Source organism: Alloalcanivorax sp. (genome assembly GCF_964221125.1).
In the GTDB taxonomy this organism is placed as follows: Bacteria; Pseudomonadota; Gammaproteobacteria; order Pseudomonadales; family Alcanivoracaceae; genus Alloalcanivorax; species Alloalcanivorax venustensis.
In genome coordinates, this window is the sequence record NZ_CAXPXK010000074.1 from 1 (window position 1) to 26195 (window position 26195).

31 protein-coding genes are annotated in these 26195 nt (G+C 66.4%); 13 read left to right on the forward strand and 18 right to left on the reverse strand.

Features of this window, described 5'->3' with window-relative positions; all coding sequences use genetic code 11:
* Positions 1 to 131: 131 nt before the first annotated feature.
* Positions 132 to 998 (reverse strand): metal ABC transporter solute-binding protein, Zn/Mn family, encoded by an 867-nt coding sequence (locus ACEQZD_RS09125; protein ID WP_194855328.1) that lies wholly within the window; start codon positions 996 to 998, stop codon positions 132 to 134.
* A 149-nt stretch (positions 999 to 1147) separates the two neighbouring features.
* On the opposite strand from ACEQZD_RS09125, the gene znuC reads away from it, so the two are divergent.
* From znuC to ACEQZD_RS09140, 3 genes are read left to right on the forward strand one after another with little or no spacing between them, the layout of a single operon-like run.
* Positions 1148 to 1942: a zinc ABC transporter ATP-binding protein ZnuC gene (gene znuC / locus ACEQZD_RS09130; protein WP_142947678.1), complete on the forward strand. Its 795-nt coding sequence runs from the start codon at positions 1148 to 1150 to the stop codon at positions 1940 to 1942.
* Positions 1935 to 2720, forward strand: coding sequence for a zinc ABC transporter permease subunit ZnuB (gene znuB, locus ACEQZD_RS09135; protein ID WP_194855327.1), 786 nt, complete (start codon positions 1935 to 1937; stop codon positions 2718 to 2720). The genes znuC and znuB overlap by 8 nt, the downstream gene beginning before the upstream one ends.
* A gap of 2 nt (positions 2721 to 2722) precedes the next feature.
* Positions 2723 to 4033 (forward strand): MATE family efflux transporter, encoded by a 1311-nt coding sequence (locus tag ACEQZD_RS09140; protein WP_370185077.1) that lies wholly within the window; start codon positions 2723 to 2725, stop codon positions 4031 to 4033.
* On the opposite strand, the gene ACEQZD_RS09145 is transcribed toward ACEQZD_RS09140, so the two are convergent.
* Genes ACEQZD_RS09145 through rd form a run of 3 tightly spaced genes read right to left on the reverse strand, consistent with a single transcriptional unit; the run spans position 4014 to position 5715 of the window.
* Positions 4014 to 4385: a hypothetical protein gene (locus tag ACEQZD_RS09145; protein ID WP_142947681.1), complete on the reverse strand. Its 372-nt coding sequence runs from the start codon at positions 4383 to 4385 to the stop codon at positions 4014 to 4016. The genes ACEQZD_RS09140 and ACEQZD_RS09145 overlap by 20 nt on opposite strands.
* On the reverse strand, positions 4382 to 5536 hold the full coding sequence (locus ACEQZD_RS09150; RefSeq protein WP_370185079.1) for an NAD(P)/FAD-dependent oxidoreductase: 1155 nt from the start codon (positions 5534 to 5536) through the stop codon (positions 4382 to 4384). Before ACEQZD_RS09150 ends, ACEQZD_RS09145 begins: the two co-directional genes overlap by 4 nt.
* Before the next feature lie 14 nt (positions 5537 to 5550).
* A complete protein-coding gene (gene rd, locus ACEQZD_RS09155) occupies positions 5551 to 5715 on the reverse strand; it encodes a rubredoxin (RefSeq protein WP_067608246.1) in 165 nt (54 codons plus the stop codon).
* A 206-nt stretch (positions 5716 to 5921) separates the two neighbouring features.
* Here rd and ACEQZD_RS09160 point away from each other — a divergent pair, with 206 nt between their 5' ends.
* The 4 genes from ACEQZD_RS09160 to phoR all read left to right on the forward strand — a co-directional run bounded on the left by ACEQZD_RS09160 (position 5922) and on the right by phoR (position 9543).
* Complete coding sequence (locus ACEQZD_RS09160; protein ID WP_370185081.1) at positions 5922 to 6449, forward strand: chorismate lyase; 528 nt, start codon at positions 5922 to 5924, stop codon at positions 6447 to 6449.
* An 8-nt stretch (positions 6450 to 6457) separates the two neighbouring features.
* Positions 6458 to 7348 (forward strand): 4-hydroxybenzoate octaprenyltransferase, encoded by an 891-nt coding sequence (gene ubiA, locus ACEQZD_RS09165; protein WP_370185083.1) that lies wholly within the window; start codon positions 6458 to 6460, stop codon positions 7346 to 7348.
* A gap of 113 nt (positions 7349 to 7461) precedes the next feature.
* Positions 7462 to 8166 (forward strand): phosphate regulon transcriptional regulator PhoB, encoded by a 705-nt coding sequence (gene phoB, locus ACEQZD_RS09170; RefSeq protein WP_067609780.1) that lies wholly within the window; start codon positions 7462 to 7464, stop codon positions 8164 to 8166.
* Between the two features lie 45 nt (positions 8167 to 8211).
* Positions 8212 to 9543 (forward strand): phosphate regulon sensor histidine kinase PhoR, encoded by a 1332-nt coding sequence (gene phoR / locus ACEQZD_RS09175; protein WP_228547916.1) that lies wholly within the window; start codon positions 8212 to 8214, stop codon positions 9541 to 9543.
* A 15-nt stretch (positions 9544 to 9558) separates the two neighbouring features.
* On the opposite strand, the gene ACEQZD_RS09180 is transcribed toward phoR, so the two are convergent.
* The gene (locus ACEQZD_RS09180) at positions 9559 to 9765 is read right to left on the reverse strand and encodes a SlyX family protein (RefSeq protein ID WP_142947685.1); all 207 of its coding nucleotides are present in this window, start codon (positions 9763 to 9765) and stop codon (positions 9559 to 9561) included.
* A 43-nt stretch (positions 9766 to 9808) separates the two neighbouring features.
* The gene (locus tag ACEQZD_RS09185; protein WP_255442187.1) at positions 9809 to 10405 is read right to left on the reverse strand and encodes a TetR/AcrR family transcriptional regulator; all 597 of its coding nucleotides are present in this window, start codon (positions 10403 to 10405) and stop codon (positions 9809 to 9811) included.
* 80 nt (positions 10406 to 10485) lie between these two features.
* Here ACEQZD_RS09185 and ACEQZD_RS09190 point away from each other — a divergent pair, with 80 nt between their 5' ends.
* The 3 genes from ACEQZD_RS09190 to ACEQZD_RS09200 all read left to right on the forward strand — a co-directional run bounded on the left by ACEQZD_RS09190 (position 10486) and on the right by ACEQZD_RS09200 (position 12200).
* A complete protein-coding gene (locus ACEQZD_RS09190; RefSeq protein ID WP_370185086.1) occupies positions 10486 to 10857 on the forward strand; it encodes a DUF2306 domain-containing protein in 372 nt (123 codons plus the stop codon).
* A gap of 233 nt (positions 10858 to 11090) precedes the next feature.
* Positions 11091 to 11639, forward strand: coding sequence for a TMEM165/GDT1 family protein (locus ACEQZD_RS09195; RefSeq protein WP_142947688.1), 549 nt, complete (start codon positions 11091 to 11093; stop codon positions 11637 to 11639).
* A 24-nt stretch (positions 11640 to 11663) separates the two neighbouring features.
* Positions 11664 to 12200: a YaeQ family protein gene (locus ACEQZD_RS09200; protein ID WP_142947689.1), complete on the forward strand. Its 537-nt coding sequence runs from the start codon at positions 11664 to 11666 to the stop codon at positions 12198 to 12200.
* On the opposite strand, the gene ACEQZD_RS09205 is transcribed toward ACEQZD_RS09200, so the two are convergent.
* From ACEQZD_RS09205 to ACEQZD_RS09250, 10 genes are all read right to left on the reverse strand, one after another.
* Complete coding sequence (locus ACEQZD_RS09205) at positions 12195 to 13367, reverse strand: nitrate/nitrite transporter (RefSeq protein ID WP_142947690.1); 1173 nt, start codon at positions 13365 to 13367, stop codon at positions 12195 to 12197. The genes ACEQZD_RS09200 and ACEQZD_RS09205 overlap by 6 nt on opposite strands.
* Before the next feature lie 27 nt (positions 13368 to 13394).
* On the reverse strand, positions 13395 to 14105 hold the full coding sequence (gene arsH, locus ACEQZD_RS09210; RefSeq protein WP_142947691.1) for an arsenical resistance protein ArsH: 711 nt from the start codon (positions 14103 to 14105) through the stop codon (positions 13395 to 13397).
* A gap of 61 nt (positions 14106 to 14166) precedes the next feature.
* Positions 14167 to 15198 (reverse strand): ACR3 family arsenite efflux transporter, encoded by a 1032-nt coding sequence (arsB, locus tag ACEQZD_RS09215; RefSeq protein WP_370185089.1) that lies wholly within the window; start codon positions 15196 to 15198, stop codon positions 14167 to 14169.
* A gap of 13 nt (positions 15199 to 15211) precedes the next feature.
* Positions 15212 to 15706: an arsenate reductase ArsC gene (locus tag ACEQZD_RS09220; protein WP_142947693.1), complete on the reverse strand. Its 495-nt coding sequence runs from the start codon at positions 15704 to 15706 to the stop codon at positions 15212 to 15214.
* Positions 15707 to 15717: 11 nt separating this feature from the next.
* On the reverse strand, positions 15718 to 16041 hold the full coding sequence (locus ACEQZD_RS09225; protein WP_370185091.1) for a metalloregulator ArsR/SmtB family transcription factor: 324 nt from the start codon (positions 16039 to 16041) through the stop codon (positions 15718 to 15720).
* Between the two features lie 187 nt (positions 16042 to 16228).
* Entirely contained in the window at positions 16229 to 16948 is a 720-nt protein-coding gene (gene phoU / locus ACEQZD_RS09230) for a phosphate signaling complex protein PhoU (RefSeq protein ID WP_142947695.1), read from the reverse strand.
* Between the two features lie 26 nt (positions 16949 to 16974).
* A complete protein-coding gene (gene pstB, locus ACEQZD_RS09235; protein ID WP_067610430.1) occupies positions 16975 to 17865 on the reverse strand; it encodes a phosphate ABC transporter ATP-binding protein PstB in 891 nt (296 codons plus the stop codon).
* A 10-nt stretch (positions 17866 to 17875) separates the two neighbouring features.
* Complete coding sequence (gene pstA / locus ACEQZD_RS09240) at positions 17876 to 19144, reverse strand: phosphate ABC transporter permease PstA (RefSeq protein WP_335628231.1); 1269 nt, start codon at positions 19142 to 19144, stop codon at positions 17876 to 17878.
* Between the two features lie 31 nt (positions 19145 to 19175).
* Positions 19176 to 20564, reverse strand: coding sequence for a phosphate ABC transporter permease subunit PstC (pstC, locus tag ACEQZD_RS09245; protein ID WP_142947698.1), 1389 nt, complete (start codon positions 20562 to 20564; stop codon positions 19176 to 19178).
* 156 nt (positions 20565 to 20720) lie between these two features.
* Positions 20721 to 21767: a substrate-binding domain-containing protein gene (locus ACEQZD_RS09250; protein WP_142947699.1), complete on the reverse strand. Its 1047-nt coding sequence runs from the start codon at positions 21765 to 21767 to the stop codon at positions 20721 to 20723.
* Positions 21768 to 22003: 236 nt separating this feature from the next.
* Here ACEQZD_RS09250 and ACEQZD_RS09255 point away from each other — a divergent pair, with 236 nt between their 5' ends.
* The 3 genes from ACEQZD_RS09255 to ACEQZD_RS09265 are packed head-to-tail and all read left to right on the forward strand — an operon-like array spanning position 22004 to position 24333.
* Positions 22004 to 22567 carry a TRAP transporter small permease subunit gene (locus tag ACEQZD_RS09255; protein ID WP_370185094.1) on the forward strand — a complete coding sequence of 188 codons (564 nt, stop codon included), beginning with the start codon at positions 22004 to 22006 and terminating at the stop codon, positions 22565 to 22567.
* Positions 22558 to 23937 (forward strand): TRAP transporter large permease subunit, encoded by a 1380-nt coding sequence (locus tag ACEQZD_RS09260; protein ID WP_335628232.1) that lies wholly within the window; start codon positions 22558 to 22560, stop codon positions 23935 to 23937. Before ACEQZD_RS09255 ends, ACEQZD_RS09260 begins: the two co-directional genes overlap by 10 nt.
* A gap of 6 nt (positions 23938 to 23943) precedes the next feature.
* A complete protein-coding gene (locus ACEQZD_RS09265; protein WP_067610440.1) occupies positions 23944 to 24333 on the forward strand; it encodes an acyl-CoA thioesterase in 390 nt (129 codons plus the stop codon).
* Positions 24334 to 24348: 15 nt separating this feature from the next.
* On the opposite strand, the gene ACEQZD_RS09270 is transcribed toward ACEQZD_RS09265, so the two are convergent.
* Both ACEQZD_RS09270 and ACEQZD_RS09275 read right to left on the reverse strand, forming a co-directional pair.
* The gene (locus ACEQZD_RS09270; RefSeq protein WP_142947701.1) at positions 24349 to 25497 is read right to left on the reverse strand and encodes a TRAP transporter substrate-binding protein; all 1149 of its coding nucleotides are present in this window, start codon (positions 25495 to 25497) and stop codon (positions 24349 to 24351) included.
* Between the two features lie 45 nt (positions 25498 to 25542).
* The coding region (locus tag ACEQZD_RS09275) for a 3'-5' exonuclease (protein ID WP_370185097.1) at positions 25543 to 26195 on the reverse strand (653 nt) is incomplete at its 5' end.

Consider the following 26195-nt stretch of genomic DNA (forward strand, 5'->3'; position numbering starts at 1 on the left):
ATTCGTCTTGCGCACCCTGCGACTGCCCCATGCCTTCTCCTTGACCCGACAAACGCATCAGCATACCGGTTTCACGCGCCGGCTCAATGGACCCGGTCGGGCCAAAAAGCGGCGCCCGGGCCAGTCCCGCGTCATCGCGCCAGACAGGTGGCGAACGTCGCCGCCACCCGTTCACTCAGCCAGTGGCTGTAATCATTGCCCTGGCCACGGGCGGGGACGTCGCGGCCGAGCGGGTCCAGGGCCACCCGCCGGCAGTCCGGGCACAGGCGCGCCACCAGGTCGGCCTGGGCCTCCGGCTCGAGGATCGCGCAGCGCACCTGTTCGCTTTCCAACTGCTGCGCCAGCGCCACGAAGCGACGGCTGCTGGGGCCGGCGCCGAGCTGCTCGCTGACGATCACCGGCGCGCGCAGCTCCAGCCGCTGCTGGAAGTAGCCCCAGGGGTGGTGGAAGGTCAGCCAGGGGGTGTCGGCCACCGGCGCCAGACGCTCGCGCAGCGCCGTTTCGGTCCGTTCCAGGTCGGCCAGGAACGCCGCCGGCTGCCCCTCGGGCAATTGATCCCGGTCGCCCAGGGCCTTGGCGAGCAGCGCCATATTGCGCGGGTCCAGCCACAGATGCGGGTCCAGCTCGCCGGCTTCGTGGTGGTGGCCGTGGTCGTGCTCGCCGTCATGGCGGTGTCCGCCCTCACGGCGGGTGACGCCGGGCAGCGACAGCAACGCCAGGCTGTCGCCGTCACGTTTCGCCGCCAGGCTGGCCACCGCCGGCTCCGCCGCCTCGCCCAGCCACACCAGCAGGTCGGCGCGGCGCAGGGTGAGCATCTGGCGCGGCGACAACATCGGGTTGTGCGGGTTCTGGTTGGCCTCCAGCAGGGTGACCACCTCGGCGCTGTCGCCGTATAGGTCGCGCAGCACCATGGCCAGGGGCTCGACGCTGGCCACCAGGGTACGCGCCGGTAACGGCGCGCACAGCGCCAACAAAAGAGGAACGAGCAGGTATCGCATGGGTATGTCCGGAACCGTGAAAGTGCTCATCGGGAGCGTCAGTGCAATCAGTGTGCCCGAGCCGTCAAGCCGGAACGGCGCCGCCGGGCCCAAGCGATTGACCGGGGAAATAGTATATCATCACCGCTTTGTTCAACGGGGGCTGTTACATGTCGCAGCAGCGGGCTGACACGGGAACCTTGGTGGCGGTGCACGGCGCCGGCCTGGCGTATGGGGCGCACAGCGTGCTCGACGACGTCTCCCTGACCCTGGAGCCGGGCCGCATCACCACGCTGATCGGCCCCAACGGCGCCGGCAAGAGCACCCTGGCGCGGCTGGTGCTGGGCCTGGCGCGGCCCGATCGCGGCCGCGTGGAGCGCCGCCCGGGCCTGCGCGTGGGCTACATGCCCCAGCACCTGCAGGTGGATGAAAGCCTGCCGCTGACCGTCGACCGCTTTCTCTGGCTGGCGGCGCCGGGCCGCACCCGCGCCCGCCGCGACGCCCTGCAACGCACCGGCGTGGCCCATCTGCGCCGGCGCGCGGTGCGCGGGCTGTCCGGCGGCGAAATGCAGCGGGTGCTACTGGCCCGGGCGCTGCTGCGCAAGCCCGACCTGCTGGTGCTCGACGAGCCCGCCCAGGGCGTGGACGTGGCCGGCCAGGACGCCCTCTACGGTCTGCTCGGCCAGGTCCGCGACGAGACCGGCTGCGGCATCCTGCTGATTTCCCATGATCTGCACCTGGTGATGGCGCGCACCGACCAGGTGGTGTGCCTGCACCACCATGTGTGCTGCTCCGGCACCCCGGAGGCGGTCAGCCGCGACCCGGCCTACCACCGCCTGTTCGGCCCCAGCGGCGGCATGCCCAACCTGGCCGTGTACACCCACGATCATGACCACGACCATGACCTGAGCGGCGACCCGCACCACGACCACCACGGGCACACGGGGGGCCACCACCATGATTGAACTGCTCGCGCCGGCGCTGCTGGCGGGCCTGGCGGTGGCCCTGGTGGCCGGCCCCATGGGGTCCTTCGTGGTCTGGCGGCGGATGGCGTTCTTCGGCGACACCCTGGCCCACGGCGCCCTGCTGGGCGCGGCCCTGGCCCTGGCCCTGGACGTGAACCTGTACGTCGCCGTGGTGGTGGCCTGCCTGGCCATCGCCGGCGCCCTGGCGGGGCTGCAGCAGCAGCGCCAGATCACCGGCGACACCCTGCTGGGCATCGTCGCCCACACCACCCTGGCGCTGGGCGTGATCGCCATCAGCCTGCAGAAAAGCGTGCAGGTGGATCTGTTCGCCTACCTGTTCGGCGATCTGCTGGCGGTGAACTGGGGCGACGTGCTGGCGCTGTGGGCCGGCGCGGTACTGATTCTGGTGCTGCTGGCGTGGCACTGGCGGGCGCTGCTCAGCATCACCGTGAACGAAGACCTGGCCCAGGTGGAGGGCGTGCCGGTGACCCGCACCCGGCTGATCCTGATGCTGCTGCTGGCGCTGCTGATCGCCGGCGCCATCCGTACCGTCGGCGTGCTGCTGATCACCTCGCTGCTGGTGATCCCCGCCGCCGGTGCCCGCCGCCTGTCGCGCACCCCGGAACAGATGGCCGCCCTGGCCAGCCTGCTGGGGCTGGCCTCCGTGTCCCTGGGGCTGGCGATGAGCTGGTACGCGGACACCCCGGTGGGCCCGTCGATCGTGGTGGCCGCCGCCGTGTTGTTCGGCTTCACCCTGCTGCGCCGACCCGACGCCTAGCCATGATCGCGAAGGACCCCGCCCTGGACCGCCGCATCTGGATGCTGGCGTGGCCGTTGCTGCTCTCCAATATCACCGCGCCGCTGCTCGGCCTGGTGGACACCGCCGTGGTCGGCCATCTGGACTCGCCGGTGTATCTGGCGGCGGTGGCGCTGGGCAGCAACGTTTTCATGTTCCTGTACTTCTCGTTCAACTTCCTGCGCATGGGCACCACCGGGTTCACCTCCCAGGCGCGCGGCGCCGGTGAGGCCACCCTGGTGGTGCTGCTGCGGGCGCTGCTGCTGTCGACGCTGGTGGGTAGCGCGCTGATCCTGCTGCGGCCGCTGCTCAGCGACGCGGCGCTGTGGTTGCTGGGCGGCAGCGACGAGGTGCAGGGGCTGGCGCGGGAATACATCGGCATCCGTATTCTCGGCGCGCCGGCGGCGCTGGGGAATTTCGCGCTGATCGGCTTCGCCATCGGCCTGCACCGCACCAGCGTGCCGCTGAAAATGACCGTTCTGATGCACTCCAGCAATGTGCTGCTGGATGTGCTGCTGGTGCAGGTGTGGCATTTCGACGTGCGCGGCGTGGCGGTGGCCAGCGCGGTGTCGGAATACCTGGGTCTGGCCGGCGGGCTGTTCTGGCTGCGCCGGGAGATCTTCGGCGCCGCCTGGCGGGCGCTGCCGGTGGGCGCGCTCAAACAGGTGGCGCCGATGCTGCAACTGCTGGCGGTGAACCGGGATATTTTTATCCGCAGCCTGGCGCTGCTGACGGTGTTTTTCTTCTTCACCGCCCAGGGCGCGCGGCTGGGCGACACGGTGCTGGCCGCCAACGCGGTGCTGATCACCTTCCTGCTGCTGCTCAGCAATACCCTGGACGGTTTCGCCAACGCCGCCGAGGCCCTGGTGGGCGACGCCACCGGCCGCCGTGACCGGCGCGCCCTGGACGCGGCGGTGGCCGGCACCGGCAAGTGGACGCTGATCATCGCCGCGGCGGCGCTGCTGGCCTTCGTCGCCGGCGGCGGCCCGCTGATCCGCCTGCTCACCGACCTGCCGGGGGTGCGCGACACCGCCACCACCTACCTGCCCTGGATGCTGTTGCTGCCGCTCACCGCCAGCGCCGGCTTCTGGCTGGACGGCGTGTTCGTGGGCGCCACCCTGGCCCGGCAGATGCGCAACACCATGATGGTGGCCACGGCGTTGTTCTTTCCGGTCTGGTGGCTGACCAGCGGCTGGGGCAATCACGGCCTGTGGCTGGCCATGAATCTGTTCATGGCCAGCCGCGGCGTGCTGATGGGGTGGGTGTGGTACCGGATCAGCGCTTGGGCAGAATGAACTTCATCAGGGTCATGAACCACATCAGGTGGCCGGGGTCGCCTTCCACCTTGATGTCGCCGGCCTGCATGCCTTCCATGAACGCCATCTGGTTCTTGCCGGAGGCCTTGAGGGTGCGGAACGCGTAGTCCGCGTCCTTGAAATTGAGGGTCACGGACGGCGTCGGGTGCAGGCCCCGGCGGCTGGTCACCCGGTCCGGCTGGAAGTGATACCAGCGCGCCACGCCGCCGTTGAAGGTGCGCCACTGCATCACCACGTCGCGGTGCGCGAGCTGCTTGCGGAAGCCCTCGTCGCGGCCGGCCAGCCAGGCGAGTCGCCAGCCCAGGACCATCAGGATCAGACGGAACTTCATGGCATCAGCGCCGGAAGCTCTTTATTGAGCTTCATTTTTTCCTTCACCGCGTCACCGGTGAGGGCGTAGCCGCGCAGGTTGCCGTCGCGGTCGCGGAACAGGGCCTTGACGGTGTTGCCCTCTTCCTCGGTGTCCCAGTCGCCTTCCAGCTCTTCGGGCACCGGGCACACCACCACCGGGCAGGCCGGCGTCTTGATGGTCACCGGCATCACGCCGTAGCTCACCGGGGTCGGCTCGCCGGCCAGGGTCTTGGCCAGCGCCCGGGCGGACGCCATCAGCGGCAGCACATAGGGCAGCACATGGCCCTGCACTTCGGCGCAGTCGCCCAGGGCGTAGACGTTGTCGGCGCTGGTGCGCAGGCTCTGGTCGGTGACGATGCCCCGGTTGGTCTTCAAACCGGCGTCCTTGGCGATGCCGATGAGCGGCCGCAGGCCGATGGCGGCGAGCACCACGTCGGATTCCAGGTGGGTGCCGTCGGAGAGCTCGGTGACCAGCTTGTCCGGGTTGTCCTTGCCGTGGTGCACGGCCTTGGCCAGGGGGCCGAAGTGGAAACGCACACCCAGGTCTTCCAGGCCGCGGCCGACGGCGGCGGAAGCCGGCTCCGGCAGCAGCATGGGCAGGCAGCGGCCCATGGGCTCCACCAGGTTGACCTGGAAGCCGCCGTTGGAGAGGTCGTTGGCGAATTCGCAGCCGATCAGGCCGCCGCCGAGAATGGTGACCTCACGCTTGCCCTCCAGGGCCTGGCGGAAACGGCCGTAATCCATCAGATCGTTGACCGAGAACACCTCGCCGACGGCGTCGCCTTCCAGCGGCGGCGTCCAGGTGTCGGCGCCCAGGGCCAGCACCAGGCTGCTGTAATCCAGGTGATCATCGGGCAGCAGCACGCGCTGTTTGTCGGTGTCGATGCCGGCCACGTGGACGCCGGTGCGCACCGTCACGTTGAACTGCTCGGCGACCTGCTCGGGGGTCGCCATGGCCAGCTCATCGGCGGTTTTTTCCTTGGTGAAGCCGGTGGAGAGCATGGGCTTGGAGTAATTACGCCCGTCGTCGGCGGTGAGCACCACCACCGGCGTCTCTTTATCCAGCTTGCGGAATTCCTTGACCGTGTTGAAGCCGGCCAGGCCGGAGCCGATGATCACGATTGGATTCATGGGAGTGTCCTGTTTCAGATTTCCACCATCTCGAAGTCTTCTTTGCCGACGCCGCAGTCCGGGCACACCCAGTCATCGGGAATGTCGTCCCACTTGGTGCCGGGTTCGATGCCCTCTTCAGGCAGGCCTTCTTCCTCGTCGTAAATAAAGCCGCAAACCACGCATTCCCATTTTTTCATGCTGAACCTCGTCTGGTCGGGGGAAGCCGGGCCCGGTACGCGGGCCCTTCCAGGGGCCGCTAACGTATCCACGGGCGCGTGAAAAATCAATGACAGCGGATAATGGTAGCGTTGCCCGACGGCCGACGTCTTGCCGATCCGCGCTTCATGGGCCATAGTCGCGCGCTCGAGATCCCGCGCCCCGGGCGCGAGCAAAGCGAGTCCCCATGCCCGATACCGCAATGCGCGCCGACGCCCGCTGGCGTCCCCAGGAACAGCTCAGCCTGCCGCCGCTGGTGCGCGACTGGCTGGCCGACCCCGGCTCCCTGACCGCCCGCCTGCGCCTGTACGGCGCCTTCCGGGTGGTACCCCGTGAAGACCGCATTATTCGCCCCACCCTCGCCGAGCAGCAGCTGCTGGGCCGCATCGGCCGTGGCCGCGCCCTGGTGCGGGAAGTCACCCTGCTGGTGGACGAGGAGCCGATGGTGGAGGCGCGCAGCGTGCTGCCGCTGGCCAGCTTGCGAGGACCCAACCGCGGCCTGGCGCACATGGGCAGCCGCTCGCTGGGCAGCGAGCTGTACCGGCGGCCCATGGCGCGCCGTGACCGGGTCTGGGTGCGCCACGGCGCCGCCCCCTCTGGCCAGACGCCCTGCTGGGGGCGACAATCCCGGTTCATCAAGCGCGGCCGGCCCTTGCTGGTGGCCGAGCACTTCCTGCCCGCGCTGTGGCGGCGGGTCGAGGACATGGATCGCTGAGGACGCCTATGCTGGCTTTCGTGGAACACCGCTACCCCGCTCTCTGGCCCTGGATCCAGCTAATGCGCCTGGACCGGCCGATCGGCAGCATGCTGCTGATGTGGCCCACCCTGTGGGCGCTGTGGATCGCCGGCGGCGGCACACCCAGCCTCAAACACATCGTCATTTTCGTGCTGGGGGTGTTCGTGATGCGCGCCGCCGGCTGCGTGATCAACGATTTCGCCGACCGCGACTTCGACGGTCATGTCACGCGCACCCGGGGCCGGCCGCTGGCCACCGGCGCCCTGTCCGCCCGCCAGGCGCTGATGCTGTTCGCCGCCCTGGGGCTGATCGCGCTGGGCCTGGTGCTGTGCCTCAACCGTTTCACCCTGGTGCTGTCGTTCGGCGGCCTGGGGCTGGCGGTGCTGTACCCCTTCACCAAGCGCTTTACCTATCTGCCGCAGCTGTTCCTGGGCGCCGCCTTCAGCTGGGCGATTCCCATGGCGTTCGCCGCCGAGACCGAGAGCGTGCCGGAAATCGCCTGGCTGCTGTTCACCACCAACCTGCTGTGGACCGTGGCCTACGACACCGAATACGCCATGTGCGACCGGGAAGACGATCTCAAGGTGGGCATTAAAAGCACCGCCATCCTGTTCGGTGATCTGGACAAGGTGATGGTCGGCGCGCTGCAGGTGCTGACCCTGGTGGCGCTGTGGGTGCTCGGCCAGCGGCTGGGCTTCACCTGGCCCTGGTATCTGGGCCTGGCCGGCATGGCGGCGGGCTTCGCCCATCAGCAGTGGCGCATCCGCTACCGCGAGCCCTGGCCCTGCTTCCACGCTTTTCTAAGCAACCACTGGGCCGGGGCCAGCGTATTCGCAGGACTTTATTTTCATTACCTGCTGGCCGCGCCCGGCCCGTGATCGCGGGCGGCGGGGTCGCCGCCGCCGCGAGAAGCGTGCAAAGTTGTCATCATCATGTCATAAAAAGGCAATGTAATAGGGGCACTTAAATGGGCAACCCCTGAGAATAAGCCATGTCCCGTAATCGAATTCTGATTGTTGACGACGAACCCGCGATCCGCGAAATGGTGGCGGTGGCGCTGGAGCTGGCGGATTTCGACGTGCTGGAGGCGGACAACGCCCAGCGCGCCCACGAGTACATTGTCGACGAGCGACCGGACCTGGTGCTGCTGGACTGGATGTTGCCGTCGGTGAGCGGTATTGAGCTGGCCCGGCGCCTCAAGCGCGAGGACGCCACCGCCGAAGTGCCGATCATCATGCTTACGGCGAAGAGCGAAGAGGACAACAAGATCCAGGGCCTGGACGTGGGCGCCGACGACTACATCACCAAGCCGTTTTCCACCCGCGAGCTGATCTCGCGCATCAAGGCGGTGCTGCGCCGCACCTCGGTGGTGGCGGCGGAGAAAGCCATCGACGTGGAAGGCCTGTGCCTGGACCCGGTGAGCCACCGGATCAGCGCCAACGGCGACCCGGTGGACATGGGCCCCACGGAATACCGCCTGCTGGAGTTCTTTATGAGCCACCAGGAGCGGGCCTACTCGCGCACCCAGTTGCTGGACCAGGTGTGGGGCGCCAACGTCTACGTGGAAGACCGTACCATCGACGTGCACATCCGGCGCCTGCGCAAGGCGTTGTCGCCGCACGGGTTCGATGGTTTCATCCAGACGGTGCGCGGGACCGGTTACCGGTTCTCGGTGAAGTCCAGTCAGGCGTCATAATGATCGGGTCCGCGACGCGGACCAACGGAGCCGGAAGGGCGGTGAATGAAAGATCCGGCGGGCATGAAAGCCAGTCTCGGCAAGGAAGTGAACCGCATCGTCATCCTGGTGGCGGTGTCCGTGGCGGTTTGTCTGGCCCTGCGCAGCATCTGGCCGCTGGTGGCGGGCCTGTCGCTGTACATCATTTGGAGCACCCGGCAGCTGTTCGCCCTGTACGCCTGGCTGGTGCGCGAGGAGCACACCGAACCGCCGGACAGCGTCGGCCTCTGGGGTGAGTTCTACACCCGCCTGGAGCACCTTTTCCAGAAAGAACGGCGCGCCCAGGACAACCTGCAGAGCATCATCGTGCGCGCCCAGCAGTCGGTGAACGCCCTGGAGGACGTGGTGGTGCTGATCGACCAGCACGGCTACCTGGAATACTGGAACCACGCCGCCGGCCGGCATCTGGGCTTCCGCGCCGACAAGGACCTGGGCCAGCCGCTCACCAACCTGATCCGCCATCCGCGTTTCACCGACTACCTGACCCAGGGCGATTTCCGCGAACCGCTGGAGATCCCCTCGCCGGTGGACGACAACCGCATCCTGCAATTGCGCATCACCGAGTTCGGCGTCGGCGACCAGCTGATTCTGGCCCGGGACGTGACCCGCATTCACCACCTGGAACAGATGCGCAAGGATTTCGTGGCCAACGTCAGCCATGAGCTGAAAACGCCGCTCACGGTGCTCAAGGGCTACCTGGAAACGCTGCTCGACACGGTGCCCGAGGAGCAGACCCGGCTGCGCCGGGCGCTGACGCAAATGGACGCCCAGAGCCAGCGCATGGAGGCGCTGGTGCAGGACCTGTTGCTGCTGTCACGGCTGGAGAACACCGAGGCGGACAACCTGCAACAGGCGGTGGCGGTGCACGGCATGCTGCAGCGCATGCGCGAAAGCGCCCTGGCGCTGGCGCCGGAGAAGCAGCAGACCATCGAGCTGGACGTGCCGGAAAACGCCCGTCTGATCGCCAACCCGGCGGAGCTGGAAAGCGCCTTCGGCAACCTGATCGTCAACGCGGTGAAGTACACCCCCGCCCACGGCGTGATCCGCATTCACTGGTGGCAGGACGCCGACGGCGCCCACCTTTCGGTGCGCGATAACGGCATCGGCATCGACCCGGCGCACATCCCCCGCCTCACCGAGCGCTTTTACCGCCCGGACAACAGCCGCGTCACCCAGACCGGCGGCACCGGCCTGGGGCTGGCCATCGTCAAGCACGTGATGATCCGCCATAACGGCAAGCTGGAGATCAAAAGCGAGCTCGGCAGCGGCAGCAACTTCACCTGCCATTTCCCCGCCAGCCGGCTGGTCAGCAAGCCCACCGCCCTGGCCAGCGGCTGACCGTCCGCCGGCGTTTTAATAGTGCGGCGGCGGGGCGTCCTCGATGCGCAGGGCGGCGAGCTCCTCGCTCTGCTCCACCACCCGGTCCACCAGTTTGCGGTAGGCGGCTTCCAGCTCGTCGAGCTTGCGCTGCTGGTCACTGACGATCTGATTGAGGCTGGCCACCAGGTCTTCCTGGTAGGCCAGTTTGGTTTCGATATCGAGAAAGCGGTCGTCGCTCATGGGCTCTCCTGACGTGGGCCTGGCGCGGGCCGGCAGTATAGCGCTAGACGGTGTCCGCCAGCACCGCCTCCGCCAGCCCCAGCGGGTCCTCCTCCAGCCAGTCCAGCTGACCGTCCAGCAGCAACTGCCCCAACCCGTGCACCAGCGCCCAGGCGCGCAGCGCCGCCCGGGTCACGCTGTCCGGGTCCGGCTCGCCGCCGGGCCAGCCACGCGACACCGCCTGGCGCAGGGTCTCGAACGCCGCCCGCGAGGCCTCGCGCAGCTCGTCTTCGCGGCGGTGCGGCGGAATCACGCTGAACATCAAGCGGAACAGCGCCGGGTTGGCGTGGGCGAAGCGAATATAGCTGCGCCCCCCGGCCAGCAGTTTTTCGTCGCCCTCCGCCCGCGCTTCGGCCTCGCGCTGGGCGGCGCTGAGGCGCCGGAACCCCTCCGACGCCAGCGCCTGCAGCAGCGCGTCCTTGTTGGCGAAATGGCGGTAGCTGGCGTTGGCGGTGACGCCCACCCGGCGGGCCAGCTCGCGCAGGCTGAAGCCGCCGTCGCCGCTTTCCGCCAGCAGCACCAGGGCCTCGTCCACCAGGGCCCGGCGCAGATCACCGTGGTGGTAGCGGTCCGGAGAGGGGTCCTTGTTTGATGTTGACACTGTACACATCCTTTTCTATCTTATGTTCACAGCATACACATTAAGCCGGTACGGGCCCAGCCCGCCGGGGGAGAAAAGTGATGGTGGCGGTCTGGATTCATCTCGTCGCGGCGCTCTGGGCGCTGGTCTTCGGTGTCGTGCAGTTGCTGTCCGCGAAGGGGTCGCGGCGGCACCGCTGGCTCGGCTGGTCGTGGGTGCTGGCCATGGTGGTCACGGCGGTGTCGTCGTTCTGGCTGAGCGGCGGCCTGGCGCTGCTGGGGCCGTTCAGCGTGATACATCTGCTGTCCGTGTGGACCCTGGTGTGCCTGGTGATCTCGATGCTGGCGGTGCGCCGCCGGCGCCTGGATACGCACCGTAATTTCCTGGTGGGCGCCTATCTGGGGCTGGTGGGCGCCGGGCTGGGTGCCCTGGCACCGGGGCGGCTGATCAGCGGCTGGCTGTTCGGCGCTTGATTTAAATCCCTGCCGCGGCTAAGGTTTCCGCCGTCTTGGGGGAGTAGTCACCCGGGTTCCCACCCTGGACGGTCGTCAACATATTTGCGCCTCAATGCGCATGGTGGCCGTGTCCTCCGCCGCATCGGCGGATGGATCGACGAGACCTGAGACATTGTCTGCATTCCGCGGGGGCGGGATCGGTGGGCAGTGTCTCTGGTAATCGTTCGGTCCCGCCCCTGTAAGGTTTTCCGTTGGACGCTTTTGTCTCTTCCACGCTGCTGGTCGCCCTGGGCGAAATCGGCGATAAAACCCAGTTACTGTCGCTGGCGCTGGTGTGCCGGTTCCGCAAGCCCTGGCCGATCCTCGCCGGCGTGGTGGTCGCCACGCTGATCAACCACGGCCTCAGTGTCTGGTTCGGCGACTGGCTGGCCGATGCCATTCCGGCGGACTGGCTGACCTGGATTCTGGGTGGCAGTTTTATCGCCCTGGGGCTGTGGATGCTGATCCCGGATAAGGACGAGGGCGTGGACGAGAGCGTCCGCTTCGGGCCTTTCCTGACCAGCCTGATCCTGTTCTTCATCGCCGAGATCGGCGACAAGACCCAGGTGGCCACCGTGGCCCTGGCGGTGCGCTTTCAGGAGTTCTGGCCGGTGCTTCTCGGCACCACAGCGGGTATGATCGCCGCCAACCTGCCGGTGATCTGGGTGGCCCACCGCCTCGCCGGCGAGCGTTTCGAGACCTGGGCCCACCGGATCAGCGCGGCGCTGTTCATCGCCTTCGGCGTCTGGGCGTTGATCTGACCGCGAATCACAGCGAGCTATGCCATGGCCCTTACCGCCACCATCTACAAAGCCGAGCTCACCGTTTCGGATATGGACCGGGATTACTACGCCACCCATAACCTGACGGTGGCGCTGCACCCCTCGGAAACCGAGGCGCGCATGATGCTGCGGCTGATGGCCTTCGCCCGCCACGCCCACGAGGACCTGAGCTTCACCCGGGGCCTGTCGTCCACCGACGAGCCGGATCTGTGGCGGCACCACCCCAACGGCACCCTGGAAGAGTGGATCGAGCTGGGCATGCCGGATGAGAAGCGGCTGCGCAAGGCCTGCGGCCTGGCCGATGCCGTGGTGGTCTACACCTACGGCCGCCAGGCGCCGCTGGCCTGGCGCGAGGCCCTGGGCCGCAAGCTGGACCGTTTCGACAACCTCACCGTGCTGCGCGTGATGCCGGAAACCGAAGCGGCGCTGGCGTCCCTGGCCCACCGCCAGATGCGCCTGAACGCCATGATCCAGGACGGGCAGCTGTGGCTGGGGGACGACGGGGAAAGTGTGGCGGTGGCGCTGGAATCCCAGCTATAGCCGCGCCCGGCACAGGTAGAACAGCCCCACCACCGGCCCCGGCAACAGCAGCCAGGCGACGCGCAGATCCAGCGCCGACCAGAACTCAGAGACCAGGAAGATCGCCGGAATGGTGAGCGCGAAGCCGATGGCGTTCATCACCGCCAGGGTCGAGCCGACCCGGTCCCGGGGCGCGGTGGCGGCGGCCAGGGCGGAAAGCTGCGGCGAATCGGCGATCACCGTGAAGCCCCACAGCAGCAACAGCGCCAGCAGTAGAAAAGGGGACAGACTTCCCAGCAGCGGATAGACCAGGCACAGCAGGCCGGATACGGCCAGCGCCGCCCTCGCCACCCACAGGCTGCCGCGCCCGCGGCTGACACGACCGCCATAAACACAGCCCACCAGCCCCAAAGCGATCACCAGGAACGCCAGCCACGGCACCAGCGCCTGATCGGCGCCCAGGCGCTGCAGCTCCCGGGCCACCAGCAGCGGTGTCAGCGTCCAGAACGCATAGAGCTCCCAGCAGTGGCCGAAGTAGCCCAGGGCGGCGGCGCGGAAATCGCCACTGGCGAAGGCGGCGAAGCCTTCCCGCAGCGGCTTCTTCCGGCCGGGCGGCGGCAGATGGGGGCCGTCGCCCAGGGCGCGGATCAGCCACGCCGCCACCAGCGCCAGCAGCGAGGCGGTGAGCAGCGGCCACTGCCAGGACAGGCCCAGGGTGGCGCCGCGCAACAGATGCGGCACGGCCGTGCCCAGGGTCAGCATGCCCACCAGCCAGGCCAGGGCGGCGCCGGTGTGACGCGGTGTCCAGCTGATCACCAGCTTCATGCCCAGGGGGTAAACACCGGCCAGACAGAGCCCGGTGGCGAAGCGCATCACCAGCGCCGCCGACGGCTGCCAGGCCACCAGCACGAAGGCGCCGTTAACCAGCGCGCCCAGGACCGCCGCCACCGCGAACACCCGGCTGGCGCGGAAGCGGTCGGCCAGGCCGGTGGCCGCCAGCGCCAGGGTGCCGAGGATAAAGCCCGCCTGGGTGGCGATGGTGAGGCGCCCCAGGTCGGTCTCGGTGAGCCCCAGTTCCTGGCCCAGGGACAGCCCCACGCCGTTAACGCTGAACCACAGCGAGGTGCCCAGAAACTGGGCGGCGACAATCACCGCCAGGGGGAAGCGGGACAGGGTTTCGGCGGGCATGGCTTCCCCTTTTGGCCAGGTACGGGCTTACATGGTGCGCTGATTGACCCGGCGGGACACCTCTTCCGCGCTCTCCTTGCGTTCGGAGTATCGATCGGTGAGGTAGTCGCTGCGATCACGGACCAGCAGGGTGAATTTCACCAGCTCCTCCATGACGTCGACTATACGATCATAGTAGGGGGACGGCTTCATGCGGTCGTTGTCGTCGAATTCCAGGAACGCCTTGGGCACCGACGACTGATTGGGGATGGTCACCATGCGCATCCAGCGGCCCAGCACGCGCAGGTGATTGACGGTGTTGAACGACTGCGAGCCGCCGCTCACCTGCATCACCGCCAGGGTTTTGCCCTGGGTCGGGCGCACGCCGCCCAGCGCCAGCGGAATCCAGTCGATCTGCGCCTTCATGATGCCGGTCATGGCGCCGTGGCGCTCCGGCGAGCACCACACCATGCCTTCGGACCACTGCGCCAGCTCGCGCAGTTCCTGGACCTTGGGGTGCTCCGCCGGCTCGGCGTCCGGCAGCGGCAGCCCGCGCGGGTCGAAAATCCGCGTTTCGGCGCCCATGGCCTCCAACAGGCGTGCCGCCTCCTCCACCGCCAGACGGCTGAACGAGCGCGCCCGCAGGGACCCGTAAAGCAACAGAATCCGGGGTTTGTGAGTGGACGGCTGATCCTGGAACACGCGGTCAACGCCGGGAACCTGGAAGCAGTTGTCGTCGAGATTAAAAAGGTCTGTCATGGCGATAACTTCAGCGCTGTTGGTTTTAGCTATTAACTATTAACTGTTCACTCTTAACTGTTCACTGCTCACCGCCGTCCTCAAACCAGTGCTTGGTACGGTTAACGATGGCCACCAGCGACAACATCACCGGCACCTCCACCAGCACGCCCACCACCGTGGCGAGGGCGGCGCCGGAGGACAGCCCGAACAGGCTGATCGACACCGCCACCGCCAGCTCGAAGAAGTTGGAGGTGCCGATCAGGCAGGCCGGACCGGCCACGTTGTGGGGCAGGCGCAGCCAGCGGGCGGCGACGAAGGCGACCAGGAAGATGCCGTAGGTCTGAATCAGCAGCGGAATGGCGATCAGCACAATGGCCTGGGGCTTGGCGAGGATGGTTTCCGCCTGGAAGCCGAACAGCAGCACCACCGTGGCCAACAGACCGAGGATGCTCACCGGCTTGAGGGTGTGGACGAAATCGTCCACCGCTTTTTCGCCGCCGCGACCGCTCAGCCAGCGCCGGGTGAGCGCCCCGGCCACCAGCGGCAGCAGTACGTACAGTACGGTGGACAGCACCAGGGTGTCCCAGGGCACGGTGATGTCGCTGACGCCCAGCAACAGCGCGGCGATGGGGGCGAAGGCGAATACCATGATGACGTCGTTCACCGACACCTGCACCAGGGTGTAGTTGGCGTCGCCCTTGGTGAGGTGGCTCCACACGAACACCATGGCGGTGCACGGCGCCACGCCCAGCAGGATCATGCCGGCGATGTACTCGCTGCCGGTCTGCGGGTCCACCATGTCGGCGAACAGCACCTTGAAGAACAGCCAGCCCAGCGCCGCCATGGTGAACGGCTTGATCAGCCAGTTCACCACCAGGGTGAGCAGCAGGCCCTTGGGCTTGTCGCCGACGCGCTTCATGGCGGCGAAGTCGATCTGGATCATCATCGGGTAGATCATCACCCAGATGAACACCGCCACCGCCAGGTTCACATGGGCTACCTCGAAGGCGGCCACCGCCTGGAACAGGCCCGGCACCGCCAGTCCGAGGGCGACGCCGGCGACGATCGCCAGCCCCACCCAGACGCTGAGAAAACGCTCAAAAAACGGCATCGATTGCGATCCTTTATTCCTGACCCAGCTCGCGGTGGATCTTCTGCATGGAGGCGACCAGGCCGAGCGGCGTGGTGGCGGCGAGGTCCAGTGCCGCCAGCTTTTCCAGGCGCTGGCGCAGACGCTGGTAGGTGCGCTCAAAGACGGCGTCGATTTCGTCGTCGCTGCCCTCGGCGCCGGCCGGATCGGGGATGCCCCAGTGCACCTTGGCGGCCTCGGACAGCCACACCGGGCAGGCCTCGCCGGCGGCGGCGTCGCACACCGTAATGATCACGTCGAAGCGCTGGCCTTCCAGATCGTCCATGGACTTGGAGGCGGGCTGGTCCACCGGCACGCCGTGGCGTTCCAGCACCGCCAGGGCACGCGGGTGCACCTGCCCGGTGGGCTGGCTGCCGGCGCTGCGGGCGCGGATGCGGCCTTCGCCGAGGTGGTTGGCGAGCGCTTCGCCGAGAATCGACCGGCAGGAGTTGCCGGTACACAGAAACAGCACGTTCAGGGGCAGTTCCATGGGAGTCTCCATTAACAGCAGACCGGCGCCGGTGTGCGCAGGCCCAGTTGTGTCCGGGCCGGCTCGGCCAGGGTTTCGATGACAGTGAGTGCCCACTCCGGTAACTCGGGGTTAAGGCGGTAATGCATCCAGGTGCCCTGCCGGCGCGCCACCACCAGTTCGCACTGGCGAAGCTGAGCCAGATGCCGGGAAATGGTGGACTGGGGGGCGTCCAGCGCGTCCACCAGATCGCAGACGCAGATCTCGCGCTGCACGTCCATCAGGCAGACCAGGCTCAGGCGCAGGTCGTCGCCGAGGCATTTGCAGAGTTTGGTGGCGGAGAGGGTGGTGGCCATGGGTGGCTTGCCTATATTCGTATATTCGGAATTACGGATATATTGGAGGAAACAAACGTCTTTATCAAGGTCTCTGGGATCCTGCCGGGCGGCGTAGCCGCCCTTTCGCGGGCGGGGCCCGCTCCCACAGGCCGCTCCTACAGGACGCTTCCACAAGGCCCGCATTCATCGCGGGCCCGGACAGGGGTTAGTCCTTTTTGCGGACTTCTTTTTCCATTTCGTCGATGGAGATGTGGCGCACGTCGGTGCCTTTGACCAGGAAGATCACCTGCTCGCCGATGTTGCGGGCGTGGTCGCCGATGCGCTCCAGGGCGCGCAGGGACCAGATGATGTTGAGCACCCGGGAGATGGCGCGCGGGTCTTCCATCATGAAGGTCACCAGGGCGCGCATGGCGGAGCGGTACTCCAGGTCCACTTCGCTGTCCTCGGCGGCCACTTCCACGGCCTTGTCGGCGTCGAAGCGGGCGAAGGCGTCGAGGGCGTCGCGCAGCATGTTGCGCACGTGGTTGCCGATGTGCCGGACTTCCACGTAGCCGCGCGGTGATTCACCGTCCTCGGCCAGTTGCAGCGCCATGGCGGCGATCTTGGCGGACTCGTCGCCGATGCGCTCCAGGTCCGACACCGCCTTGGACACGGCGATGATCAGCCGCAGGTCCGAGGCCGCCGGCTGGCGCAGCGCCAGTACGCGGGCGCACTCTTCGTCGATCTGGATTTCCAGGTCGTCGACCCGGTCTTCCGTGGTAAGCACTTTTTCCGCCAGGGCGGAGTCGGCGTGCAGCAGCGCTTCCAGCGCGTCCACTACCTGTTTTTCCACCAGGCCGCCCATCTCCATCAGATGGTTGCGGATGGATTCCAGCGCCTCGTTGAATTGCGAGGAGCTGTGCTGACCAAAATGCATGCGATCCATATTGTCTCTCCTTGGACCCGTTGGCCTTAGCCGAAGCGGCCGGTGATGTAGGCTTCCGTGAGCTCGTGCTCCGGCTTGGTGAATACGGTTTCGGTGTCGTTGACCTCGATCAGCCGCCCCAGGTGGAAGTAGGCGGTGCGGTGGGACACGCGCGCGGCCTGCTGCATGGAGTGGGTGACGATGGCGATGGTGTAGGACTCGGAGAGCTCGTCGATCAGCTCTTCGATCTTGGCGGTGGCGATCGGGTCCAGCGCCGAACAGGGCTCGTCCATCAGCACCACTTCCGGGCTCACCGCGATGGTGCGGGCGATACACAGACGCTGCTGCTGGCCACCGGAGAGGCCGGTGCCGGAAGAGTGCAGACGGTCCTTCACCTCGTTCCAGAGGCCGGCGCTGCGCAGGCTGTTCTCGACGATTTCATCAAGATCGTATTTTTTGTCCGCCAGACCGTGCAGCCGCGGGCCGTAGGCCACGTTGTCGTAGATCGACTTGGGGAACGGGTTGGGCTTCTGGAACACCATGCCGACCCGGGCGCGCAGTTCCACCACGTCCAGCTTGGGGTCGTAGAGGTCCTGATCGTCCAGGTGCAGCTCGCCTTTCACCCGGCAGATATCAATGGTGTCGTTCATGCGGTTAAGCGACCGCAGGAAGGTGGATTTACCGCAACCGGAAGGACCGATCAGGGAAATCACTTCGTTCTTGCCGATATCCAGGCTGACGTCATGGATCGCCTGATTGTCGGCGTAAAACACGTTCACGTGGCGCAGCTTCATCTTGGGCGCGTCCACGAACGGCTTACCCACGGTTTTTTCCGGGTAGGGAGTATCCTGCATTGACCTTTCTTCCACGTCGATCAAGGGCTTCGCCGCATCATCATCGGCGCGGTTGCGGTTGTCCAGTTCTCGTGCGGTATCCATGTTCCTCTCCTTACCAACGGCGCTCAAGGCGCTTGCGCAGTACCACCGCCAGCGTGTTCATGGTGATCAGGAAGGCGAGCAGGACCATGATCGCCGCCGATGTCATGGCCACGAAGGACTGCTCGGGGCTGTCCGCCCACAGATAAATCTGCACCGGCAATACCGTGGCCGGGTCAGTGGGGCCACCGGGAATGTCGACGATAAAGGCGACCATGCCGATCAACAGCAGCGGCGCGGTTTCACCCAGTGCCTGGGCCATGCCGATGATCGAGCCGGTCAGCATGCCCGGCAGCGCCAGCGGCAGCACATGGTGCAGCACCACCTGCATCTTCGACGCGCCCAGGGCCAGGGCCCCTTCGCGCACTGAGGGCGGCACGGTCTTGATCGCGGCGCGGCTGGTGATAATGATGGTCGGCAGCGTCATCAGCGTCAGCACCAGACCGCCCAGCAGCGGCACCGAACGGGGCAACCCGAACAGATTGATAAAGATCGCCAGACCCAGCAGACCGAAGATAATCGACGGCACCGCCGCCAGGTTGTTGATGTTCACTTCGATGAAATCGGTGAATTTATTGCGCGGCGCGAACTCTTCCAGATAGATCGCCGCCGCCACGCCGATCGGGAAGGACAGGCAGAGCGTGACGAGCATGGTGAAGAAGGAGCCGACAATGGCGCTGCCGATACCGGCCAGCTCCGGCTCGCGGGAATCACCGTGGGAGAAGAACGAGGCGTTGAAACGCTTTTCCGTATCACCGGCCGCTTCCAGATCTTCGATCCACTGCTTCTGCTGATCGCCGAGACGGGCCTCGGGCCGCTTTTTCTCGGATGTTTTCAGATACAGGTCGACATCGTCGTCGGCCAGCAACCAGAGGTTGCGGGTGCCACCCAGCAGGCTGGGGTCGGCTTTCAGCTCGTCGCGCAGGTTGTAGCTGGCGCCGCTGCTCACCAGGGCATAGAGCTGGCGTTGCTGCTGACGGTCGTCGACACCGGGAAAGCGCTCGCGCAGCGCTTCCTTGATGACGCCACCGAAATTGGCGTAATTGAGCTGCTCGTCGTCGCTGGCGTCATCCACGCCGAGCACGTCCCGGTCGAGGCTGATTTCCAGCTGGATGTAGTGCTCGAAGAAGGCGCTGTGGCCCTTGCCGATAATGTCGGTGAACAGAATCAGCAGCGCCAGCAGGCCGACACCGATGGACAGAATGCCGTAAGCCTGGAAACGCTTCTCCTGCCGATAACGCCGCGCCAGGCTTTTACGTACTTTCGCCGTGGTCTCGCTCATTACGCCGCCTCCCGGTGGATTGTCAGTCGGTTCATTCGTACTGCTCCCGGTATTTCTTGACGATGTGCAGCGCGACCACATTGAGCACCAGGGTGGTAATGAACAGCATCAGACCGAGCGCGAAGGCGGCCAGCGTCTTGGCGCTGTCAAACTCCTGGTCACCGGTAAGCAGGGTGACGATCTGCACGGTAACGGTGGTGACCGCTTCCAGCGGGTTCACCGTCAGGTTGGCGGCAAGGCCCGCCGCCATCACCACGATCATGGTTTCGCCGATGGCGCGGGACGCGGCCAGCAGAATGCCGCCCATGATGCCCGGCAGCGCGGCCGGGAAGACCACCTTGCGAATGGTCTCGGACTTGGTGGCACCCAAACCCAGGGAGCCGTCACGCATCACCTGGGGCACGGCGGTAATCACGTCATCGGAAATCGAGGAGACGAAGGGAATAATCATCACGCCCATCACCAGACCGGCGGCCAGCGCGGATTCGGAGGCCACGTCCAGCCCGATGCTTTCACCCACGTCACGGATGAACGGCGCCACGGTCAGGGCGGCGAAGAAGCCGTAGACCACGGTCGGCACACCGGCGAGGATCTCCAGCAACGGCTTGGCCACGGCGCGCACCTTGGCGTGGGCGTATTCGGCCAGGTAGATGGCCGACATCAGGCCCACCGGCACCGCCACCAGCAGCGCGATGGCCGAGATCAGCAGCGTGCCCATGAACAGCGGGATGGCGCCGAAGGCGCCTTCGGAGGCCACCTGGTCGGCGCGCAGAGCGGTCTGCGGGCTCCACTGGGTGCCGAACAGGAAGTCCACCGGCGACACCTGACCGAAGAAACGGATCGACTCGAACAGCACCGACATGACAATGCCGACGGTGGTCATGATCGCCACCAGCGCGCACAGCATGAACAGCACCCGCAGGATCTTTTCCACCTGCTGGCGGGCGCGCAGTTGCGGCGCGATCTTCAGCCAGCCCCAGGCGCCGCCGAGCATGGCGACGACGATAAAGACCACCGTCAGCGCCATGGTGTTGGTGCCGCGCAGCCCGCGCAGCAACTCGGCGGCGCCGGCGATCTCGGGGCGCACCGAATCCGCCGCCAGGGCGCCGCTGGCGACGTTCTGAATCTGGCTGAGCAGCAGGCCCCGACCGCCTTCGGTGGCCGGACGGACGTCCTCCGGCAGACTCAGCATCACCGTGCTTTGGATAATGGCGTCGTCGAAGATCAGCCAGGTGCCCAGTACCACCAGCGCCGGGATCGCGCACCACAGTGCCGCCCGCATCGCGTAGTAGAAGGGCAGCGACTCAAGGTGGCGTATTCCCCCCAAAGGCCGCGCCTGGGCCAGGGATTTTTGCCAGCCTATGTAGTAGGCCGCCGCCACCATGGCGACCAGCAGCAACAACAGGTTGCCTGTTTGCATGCCAACAACTCCGAGTGGATGATTTTCTCGCGCAAACCTGAGGTTTGAGAGAAAAAACCGGGTTTATCCGCGCCCCGCCGGGGCGAAGAAAGCCCGGTGACTCAGCGTCACCGGGCTTGGTTCGTTACGCGTCCCTGCGTAAGCCCACGTCCTGTCTTACAGTTCCTTACCGGTCATGCTCTTCAGGCTTTGTGCCTGCTTGGCCATCTTGGCGCGCATGTCGTCCGGCAGCGGAATCATACCTTTGTCGACCAGGTAGCCGTCCGGGCCCCAGGCGCGTTCGCTGGTGAATTCCTTGATGTAGCCTTCGATGCCGGGTACCACGCCCACGTGCGCTTTCTTCACGTAGAAGAACAGGGAGCGGGATACCGGGTAATCGCCGCTGGCGATGGTTTCCATCTGCGGCTCAACGCCTTCGATGGTGGCGGCCTGTACCTTGCCACGGTTCTGATCCAGGAAGGAGTAGCCGAATACGCCCAGCGCCTGCGGGTTGGAACCCAGCTTCTGCACGATCAGGTTATCGTTCTCACCGGCTTCCACGTAGGCGCCGTCTTCACGGATGCTGCGGCAGATGGACTTGTACTTGGACTTGTCTTCTTTCTTGATGGCGGCGATCCAGTCGAAGGTTTTGCAACCGCCTTCGATGGCCAGCTCGTTGAACGCGTCACGGGTACCGGAGGTGGGCGGCGGGCCCAGCACTTCGATTTTGGTGTTCGGCAGGTCCGAGTTCACTTCGTTCCAGGTCTTGTACGGGTTGGGCACCAGCTTCTCGCCGCCCTTCGGATCCGGCACTTCCTTGCCCAGCGCCAGGAAGATGTCGCGCTTGGACAGGTCGACCTTCTCGCCTTCCACGGAGTTGGCGATAACGATGCCGTCATAGCCGACCACGACTTCGGTGATCTCTTTAACGCCGTTCTTCTGGCACATCTCGAACTCGGACGCCTTCATCCGGCGGGATGCGTTGGTGATGTCCGGGTTCTCGGTGCCGATGCCCTGGCAGAACAGCTTCAGGCCGCCGCCGGAACCGGTGGATTCGATCTTCGGCGTCGGGTTGCCGCTACGACCGAAGCGCTCGGCCACGGTGGTGGCGAACGGGTATACCGTGGAGGAACCCACGATGGAAATGGTGTCACGGGCGATCGCGGTGGCCGGGGCGCTGGCGAGGGCCACGGCGGCGGCGGCGCCGACGAGAGTCGCTTTCATTTGAAATTTCACTGTTAGCCTCCTGGTTGCATGGCGCCGGCGTTGGTCTCAACCCGGCTTCTTCTCTTCAGGCATGACGCATGCTAGAGGCGATATGTGACAGCAACATTACATAAACCGGACTCTTTGCGCACCCGCACCACGGCGCCCGGGACGCCCGGGGGCCCGGTTTTGCTGACCCCGGCGCCCATCACCCGTATAATCGCGCCGCATCGGACACCCCCGGCGAGGCTATTTTGACCCGACAACGCCTGCAGCTCCTGAAACGCTGGCAACAGCGCCTGACCGCCTTCACCTGCGGCGTGGGGCATCTGTGCGCCTGGTTTTCCCTGGCCATGGTGCTGCTGATGGTGCTGGTGGTGGTGCTGCGCTACGGGTTCGGCATCGGCAGTATCGCCCTTCAGGAGAGCCTCATTTATTTGCACGGCTCTCTGTTCATGCTGGGCGCCGCCTACGCCCTGGCCCTGGACGAGCATGTGCGGGTGGACGTGTTTTACCAGCATTTCAGCCCCCGCAAGCGGGCGCTGGTCAATGTGCTGGGGACGCTGTTCCTGCTGCTGCCGGTGTGCGCGGCGATTTTCGGGCTGAGCTTTCAGTACGTGCTGCGCAGCTGGGCCGGCCTGGAAAAGTCCGACAACGGCGGCCTGCCGCTGGTGTTCCTGCTCAAGAGCCTGCTGCTGGCGCTACCGGCGCTGCTGACCCTGCAGGCGGTGGCGGAGCTGATCCGCCACGGCCTGACGCTGGCCGGCGCCACCCCGCCGCAAGAGGATCTTGAGGACGAGGGGGACGCATGGAGCTGATCCCCCTGCTGATGTTCGTGGCCGTGGGCGTGACCCTGCTGAGCGGCTACCCGGTGGCGTTCTGCCTGGGCGGCGTGGCGCTGATATTCGCCGCCGGCGGCCTGCTCGGCGGCAGCCTGAGCATGACCGACCTGACCTTCCTGCCCGGCCGGCTGTTCGGCATTATCGAAAACACCAGCCTGATGGCGGTGCCGCTGTTCGTGTTCATGGGCGTGATGCTGGAGAAATCCCGGGTCGCCGAGCGCCTGCTGGCCAGCATGGGGCGCCTGCTGGCGGTGTTCCCCGGCGGCCTGGGCCTGGCCATCGTACTGGTGGGCGCGCTGCTGGCCGCCAGCACCGGCATCGTCGGCGCCACCGTGGTGACCATGGGGCTGCTGTCACTGCCCACCATGTTGCGCCACGGCTATAACCCGGGCCTGGCCACCGGCCTGATCTGCGCCACCGGCACCCTGGGGCAGATCATTCCGCCGTCCATCGCCCTGGTGCTGCTCGGCGACGTGCTCTCCACCGCCTACCAGGAAGCCCAATTGCGCCAGGGCCTGTGGTCGCTGGACACGGTGTCGGTGGGGGATCTGTTCGTCGGCGCGCTGGTACCGGGCCTGATTCTGGTCGGCATGTACCTGCTCTACGTGGTGGTGATCAGCACCCTGCGGCCGGAGCAGGCGCCGGCCATGAAACGGGAAGACGCCAACATCGAAGGCGGCGCGGAGGCGGTGTCCCTGCTGGGCGGGTTGGTGGCGCCGCTGCTGCTGATCACCGCGGTGCTGGGCTCCATTCTCACCGGCCTGGCCACGCCCACGGAAGCGGCCGGCGTGGGCGCCTTCGGCGCCCTGCTGCTGGCCGCGTTCGGCCGCCATCTGGACCGGCACATCCTGCGCGAAACGGTGCGCAGCACCACCCGCGTCACCGCCATGGTGTTCATGATTCTGATCGGCGCCAGCCTGTTTTCGCTGGTGTTCCGCGCGTTCGGCGGCGACGAGACCGTGGAGCACCTGTTCGACGCCCTGCCCGGCGGCGTGCTGGGCGCCACCCTGGTGGTGATGCTGATCGTGTTTCTGCTCGGCTTTATCCTCGACTTTATGGAGATCACCTTCGTGGTGGTGCCGATCGTGGGGCCGGTGCTGCTGTCCATGGGCGTGGACCCGGTGTGGCTGGGGGTGATGATCGCGCTCAACCTGCAGACCTCGTTCCTGACGCCGCCGTTCGGCTTCGCGCTGTTCTATCTGCGCGGCGTGGCGCCGCCGGAAGTGCGCACCTCGCAGATCTATAAAGGCGTGATACCCTTCATCCTGATTCAATTGACGATGCTCGGCATCCTGGCGCTGTTCCCGGAACTGGCCACCTGGTTGCCGGGGCTTTTATATGGATAACAAGACATGACCAACGACGACATTCCCCAACCGCAGGGCACGCTGGCCCTGCAAACCATCGCCATGCCCGAGAACGCCAACTGGAACGGGGATATTTTCGGCGGCTGGCTGGTATCGCAAATGGACCTGGCCGGCGCGGTGACCGCGCGGGCGCGCGCCAAGGGCCGGGTCGCCACGGTGGCGATCGACTCCATGGCGTTTCTGCGGCCGGTGCCGGTGGGCGCGGTGGTGAGCTGCTACACGCGGATGCAGGACATCGGCCGCAGCTCCATGCAGATTCTGGTGGAAGTGTGGATCGTCGAGGATGAGGGCGGTCTGGCGAAGGTCACCGAGGGGCACTTCACGTTCGTCGCCATCGACGAGAACGGCCGCACCCGCTCGGTGCCCCGGGACTGAAACGCCAAGGGCGCCTTACGGCGCCTTCTGGCCCAACACCGTGGAACGGACGTTAAGCGCGGACTGCTCGGCCACCGCGATGTACGGCATCACCGAATCCCGGAAGTCGCGATAGGACTCATAAATGCGCCGCGCCTGGTCGTTGCCGGCGACCAGATCCTCCACCGCCTCCTGGCTGGTTTTTTCCAGCGCCTCAAGCACCTCGTCCGGCAGGCGGCGCAGCTCGACGCCGTGCTCGTTCACCAACTGCTTGAGCGCTTCCGCGTTGCGCGCGGTGAACTCGTCGTAGATGTGCTGGTTTTCCGCTTCGGCGGCGTTCTTGACGATGGCCTGCAAATCTTCCGGCAGCGCGTCCCACTTCTCCTTGTTGATCATCATCTCCAGCATGGCGCCGGGCTCCTGCCAACCGGGGTAGTAGTAGTACTTGGCCACTTTGTGCAGGCCGAAGGTCAGGTCGTTATAGGGGCCGACCCAGTCGGCGGCGTCCAGGGCGCCGGTCTGCATGGAGGTGAACACCTCACCGCCGGGCATCTGCACCGGGGTGGCGCCGATGCGCTGCATCACTTCGCCGGCCAGGCCGGGGGCGCGGATCTTCAGCCCTTTGATGTCTTCCAGGCTGTTGATCTCCTTGCGGAACCAGCCGGCCATCTGGGTGCCGCTGTTACCGCACGGCAGCGGCTTGAGGCCAAACTCGCCGTACAGCTCGTCCCACAGCTCCTGGCCGCCGCCGAAGTTGACCCAGCTGTTGAGCTCCTGGGCGGTGAGGCCGAACGGCACCGCGGTGAAGAACGGCGTGGCCGGGTGCTTGCCTTTCCAGTAGTAGGAGGCGGAGTGGCCCATCTCGGCGCTGCCGTCGCGCACCGCGTCGAACACGCCCATGGCCGGCACCAGCTCGCCGGCGCCGTGCACCTTGATGGTCAGACGGCCGCCGGACATGGCGGTGACCCGTTCCGCGAAGCGGTTGGCGCCGGTGCCCAGGCCCGGGTAATTCTTCGGCCAGGCGGTGACCAGCTTCCACTCGCGGACTTCGTTATCGGCGGCTTTGGCCGGGGCGTTGTCGCCGCCAGCGGCCGGCTTGTTCTCGCTTTCGTTCTGGCCGCAACCGGCCAGCGCCGCGGCGCCCAGGCCGAGGCCCAGCGCGGAGACGAATTTACGACGATCCATGGAACTCTCCCGTTGGTTTTATTGTTAGTGGGCCGCCGGGCGGCCCTAGATCACATCGAGTCGGGCGTACTGGCTGACCAGCCATTTGGTGCCGACGCCGTCGAAGTTGATTTGCAGCCGCGCATTAGGCCCCTGGCCCTCGAAATGCAGCACCGTGCCCTCACCGAATTTGGGATGCAGGACGCGCGCCCCCAACACAATACCATTGGCGTCCTGCTGGCGCGGCCCCCCGCCACCGCCGCCCAGCGGACGGCTGAAGCCGGCCCGGGCGCGCACCTCTTCCACCAGCTCGGCGGGAATTTCGCGCAGGAAGCGGCTGGGCGGGTTGAGCGTTTCGTTGCCGTACAGGCGCCGGCTTTCCGCGTGGGTCAGGTAGAGCTCGCGCATCGCCCGGGTCAGCCCCACGTAGCAGAGCCGGCGCTCCTCGGCGAGACGCACCGGATCGTCCGAGGACATCTGGTGCGGGAACAGGCCCTCTTCCAGGCCGGTGATGAACACCACCGGAAATTCCAGCCCCTTGGCGGAGTGCAGGGTCATCATCTGCACCGCGTCTTCGTGGGCGTCGGCCTGCCCTTCGCCGGATTCCAGCGCGGCGTGGTCCAGGAAGGCGCTGAGCGGATCCTCCTCGCCCTCTTCGTCACCGAACTGGCGGGTGGCGGAGACCAGCTCGCGCAGGTTGTCCAGGCGCTGCTGGGCTT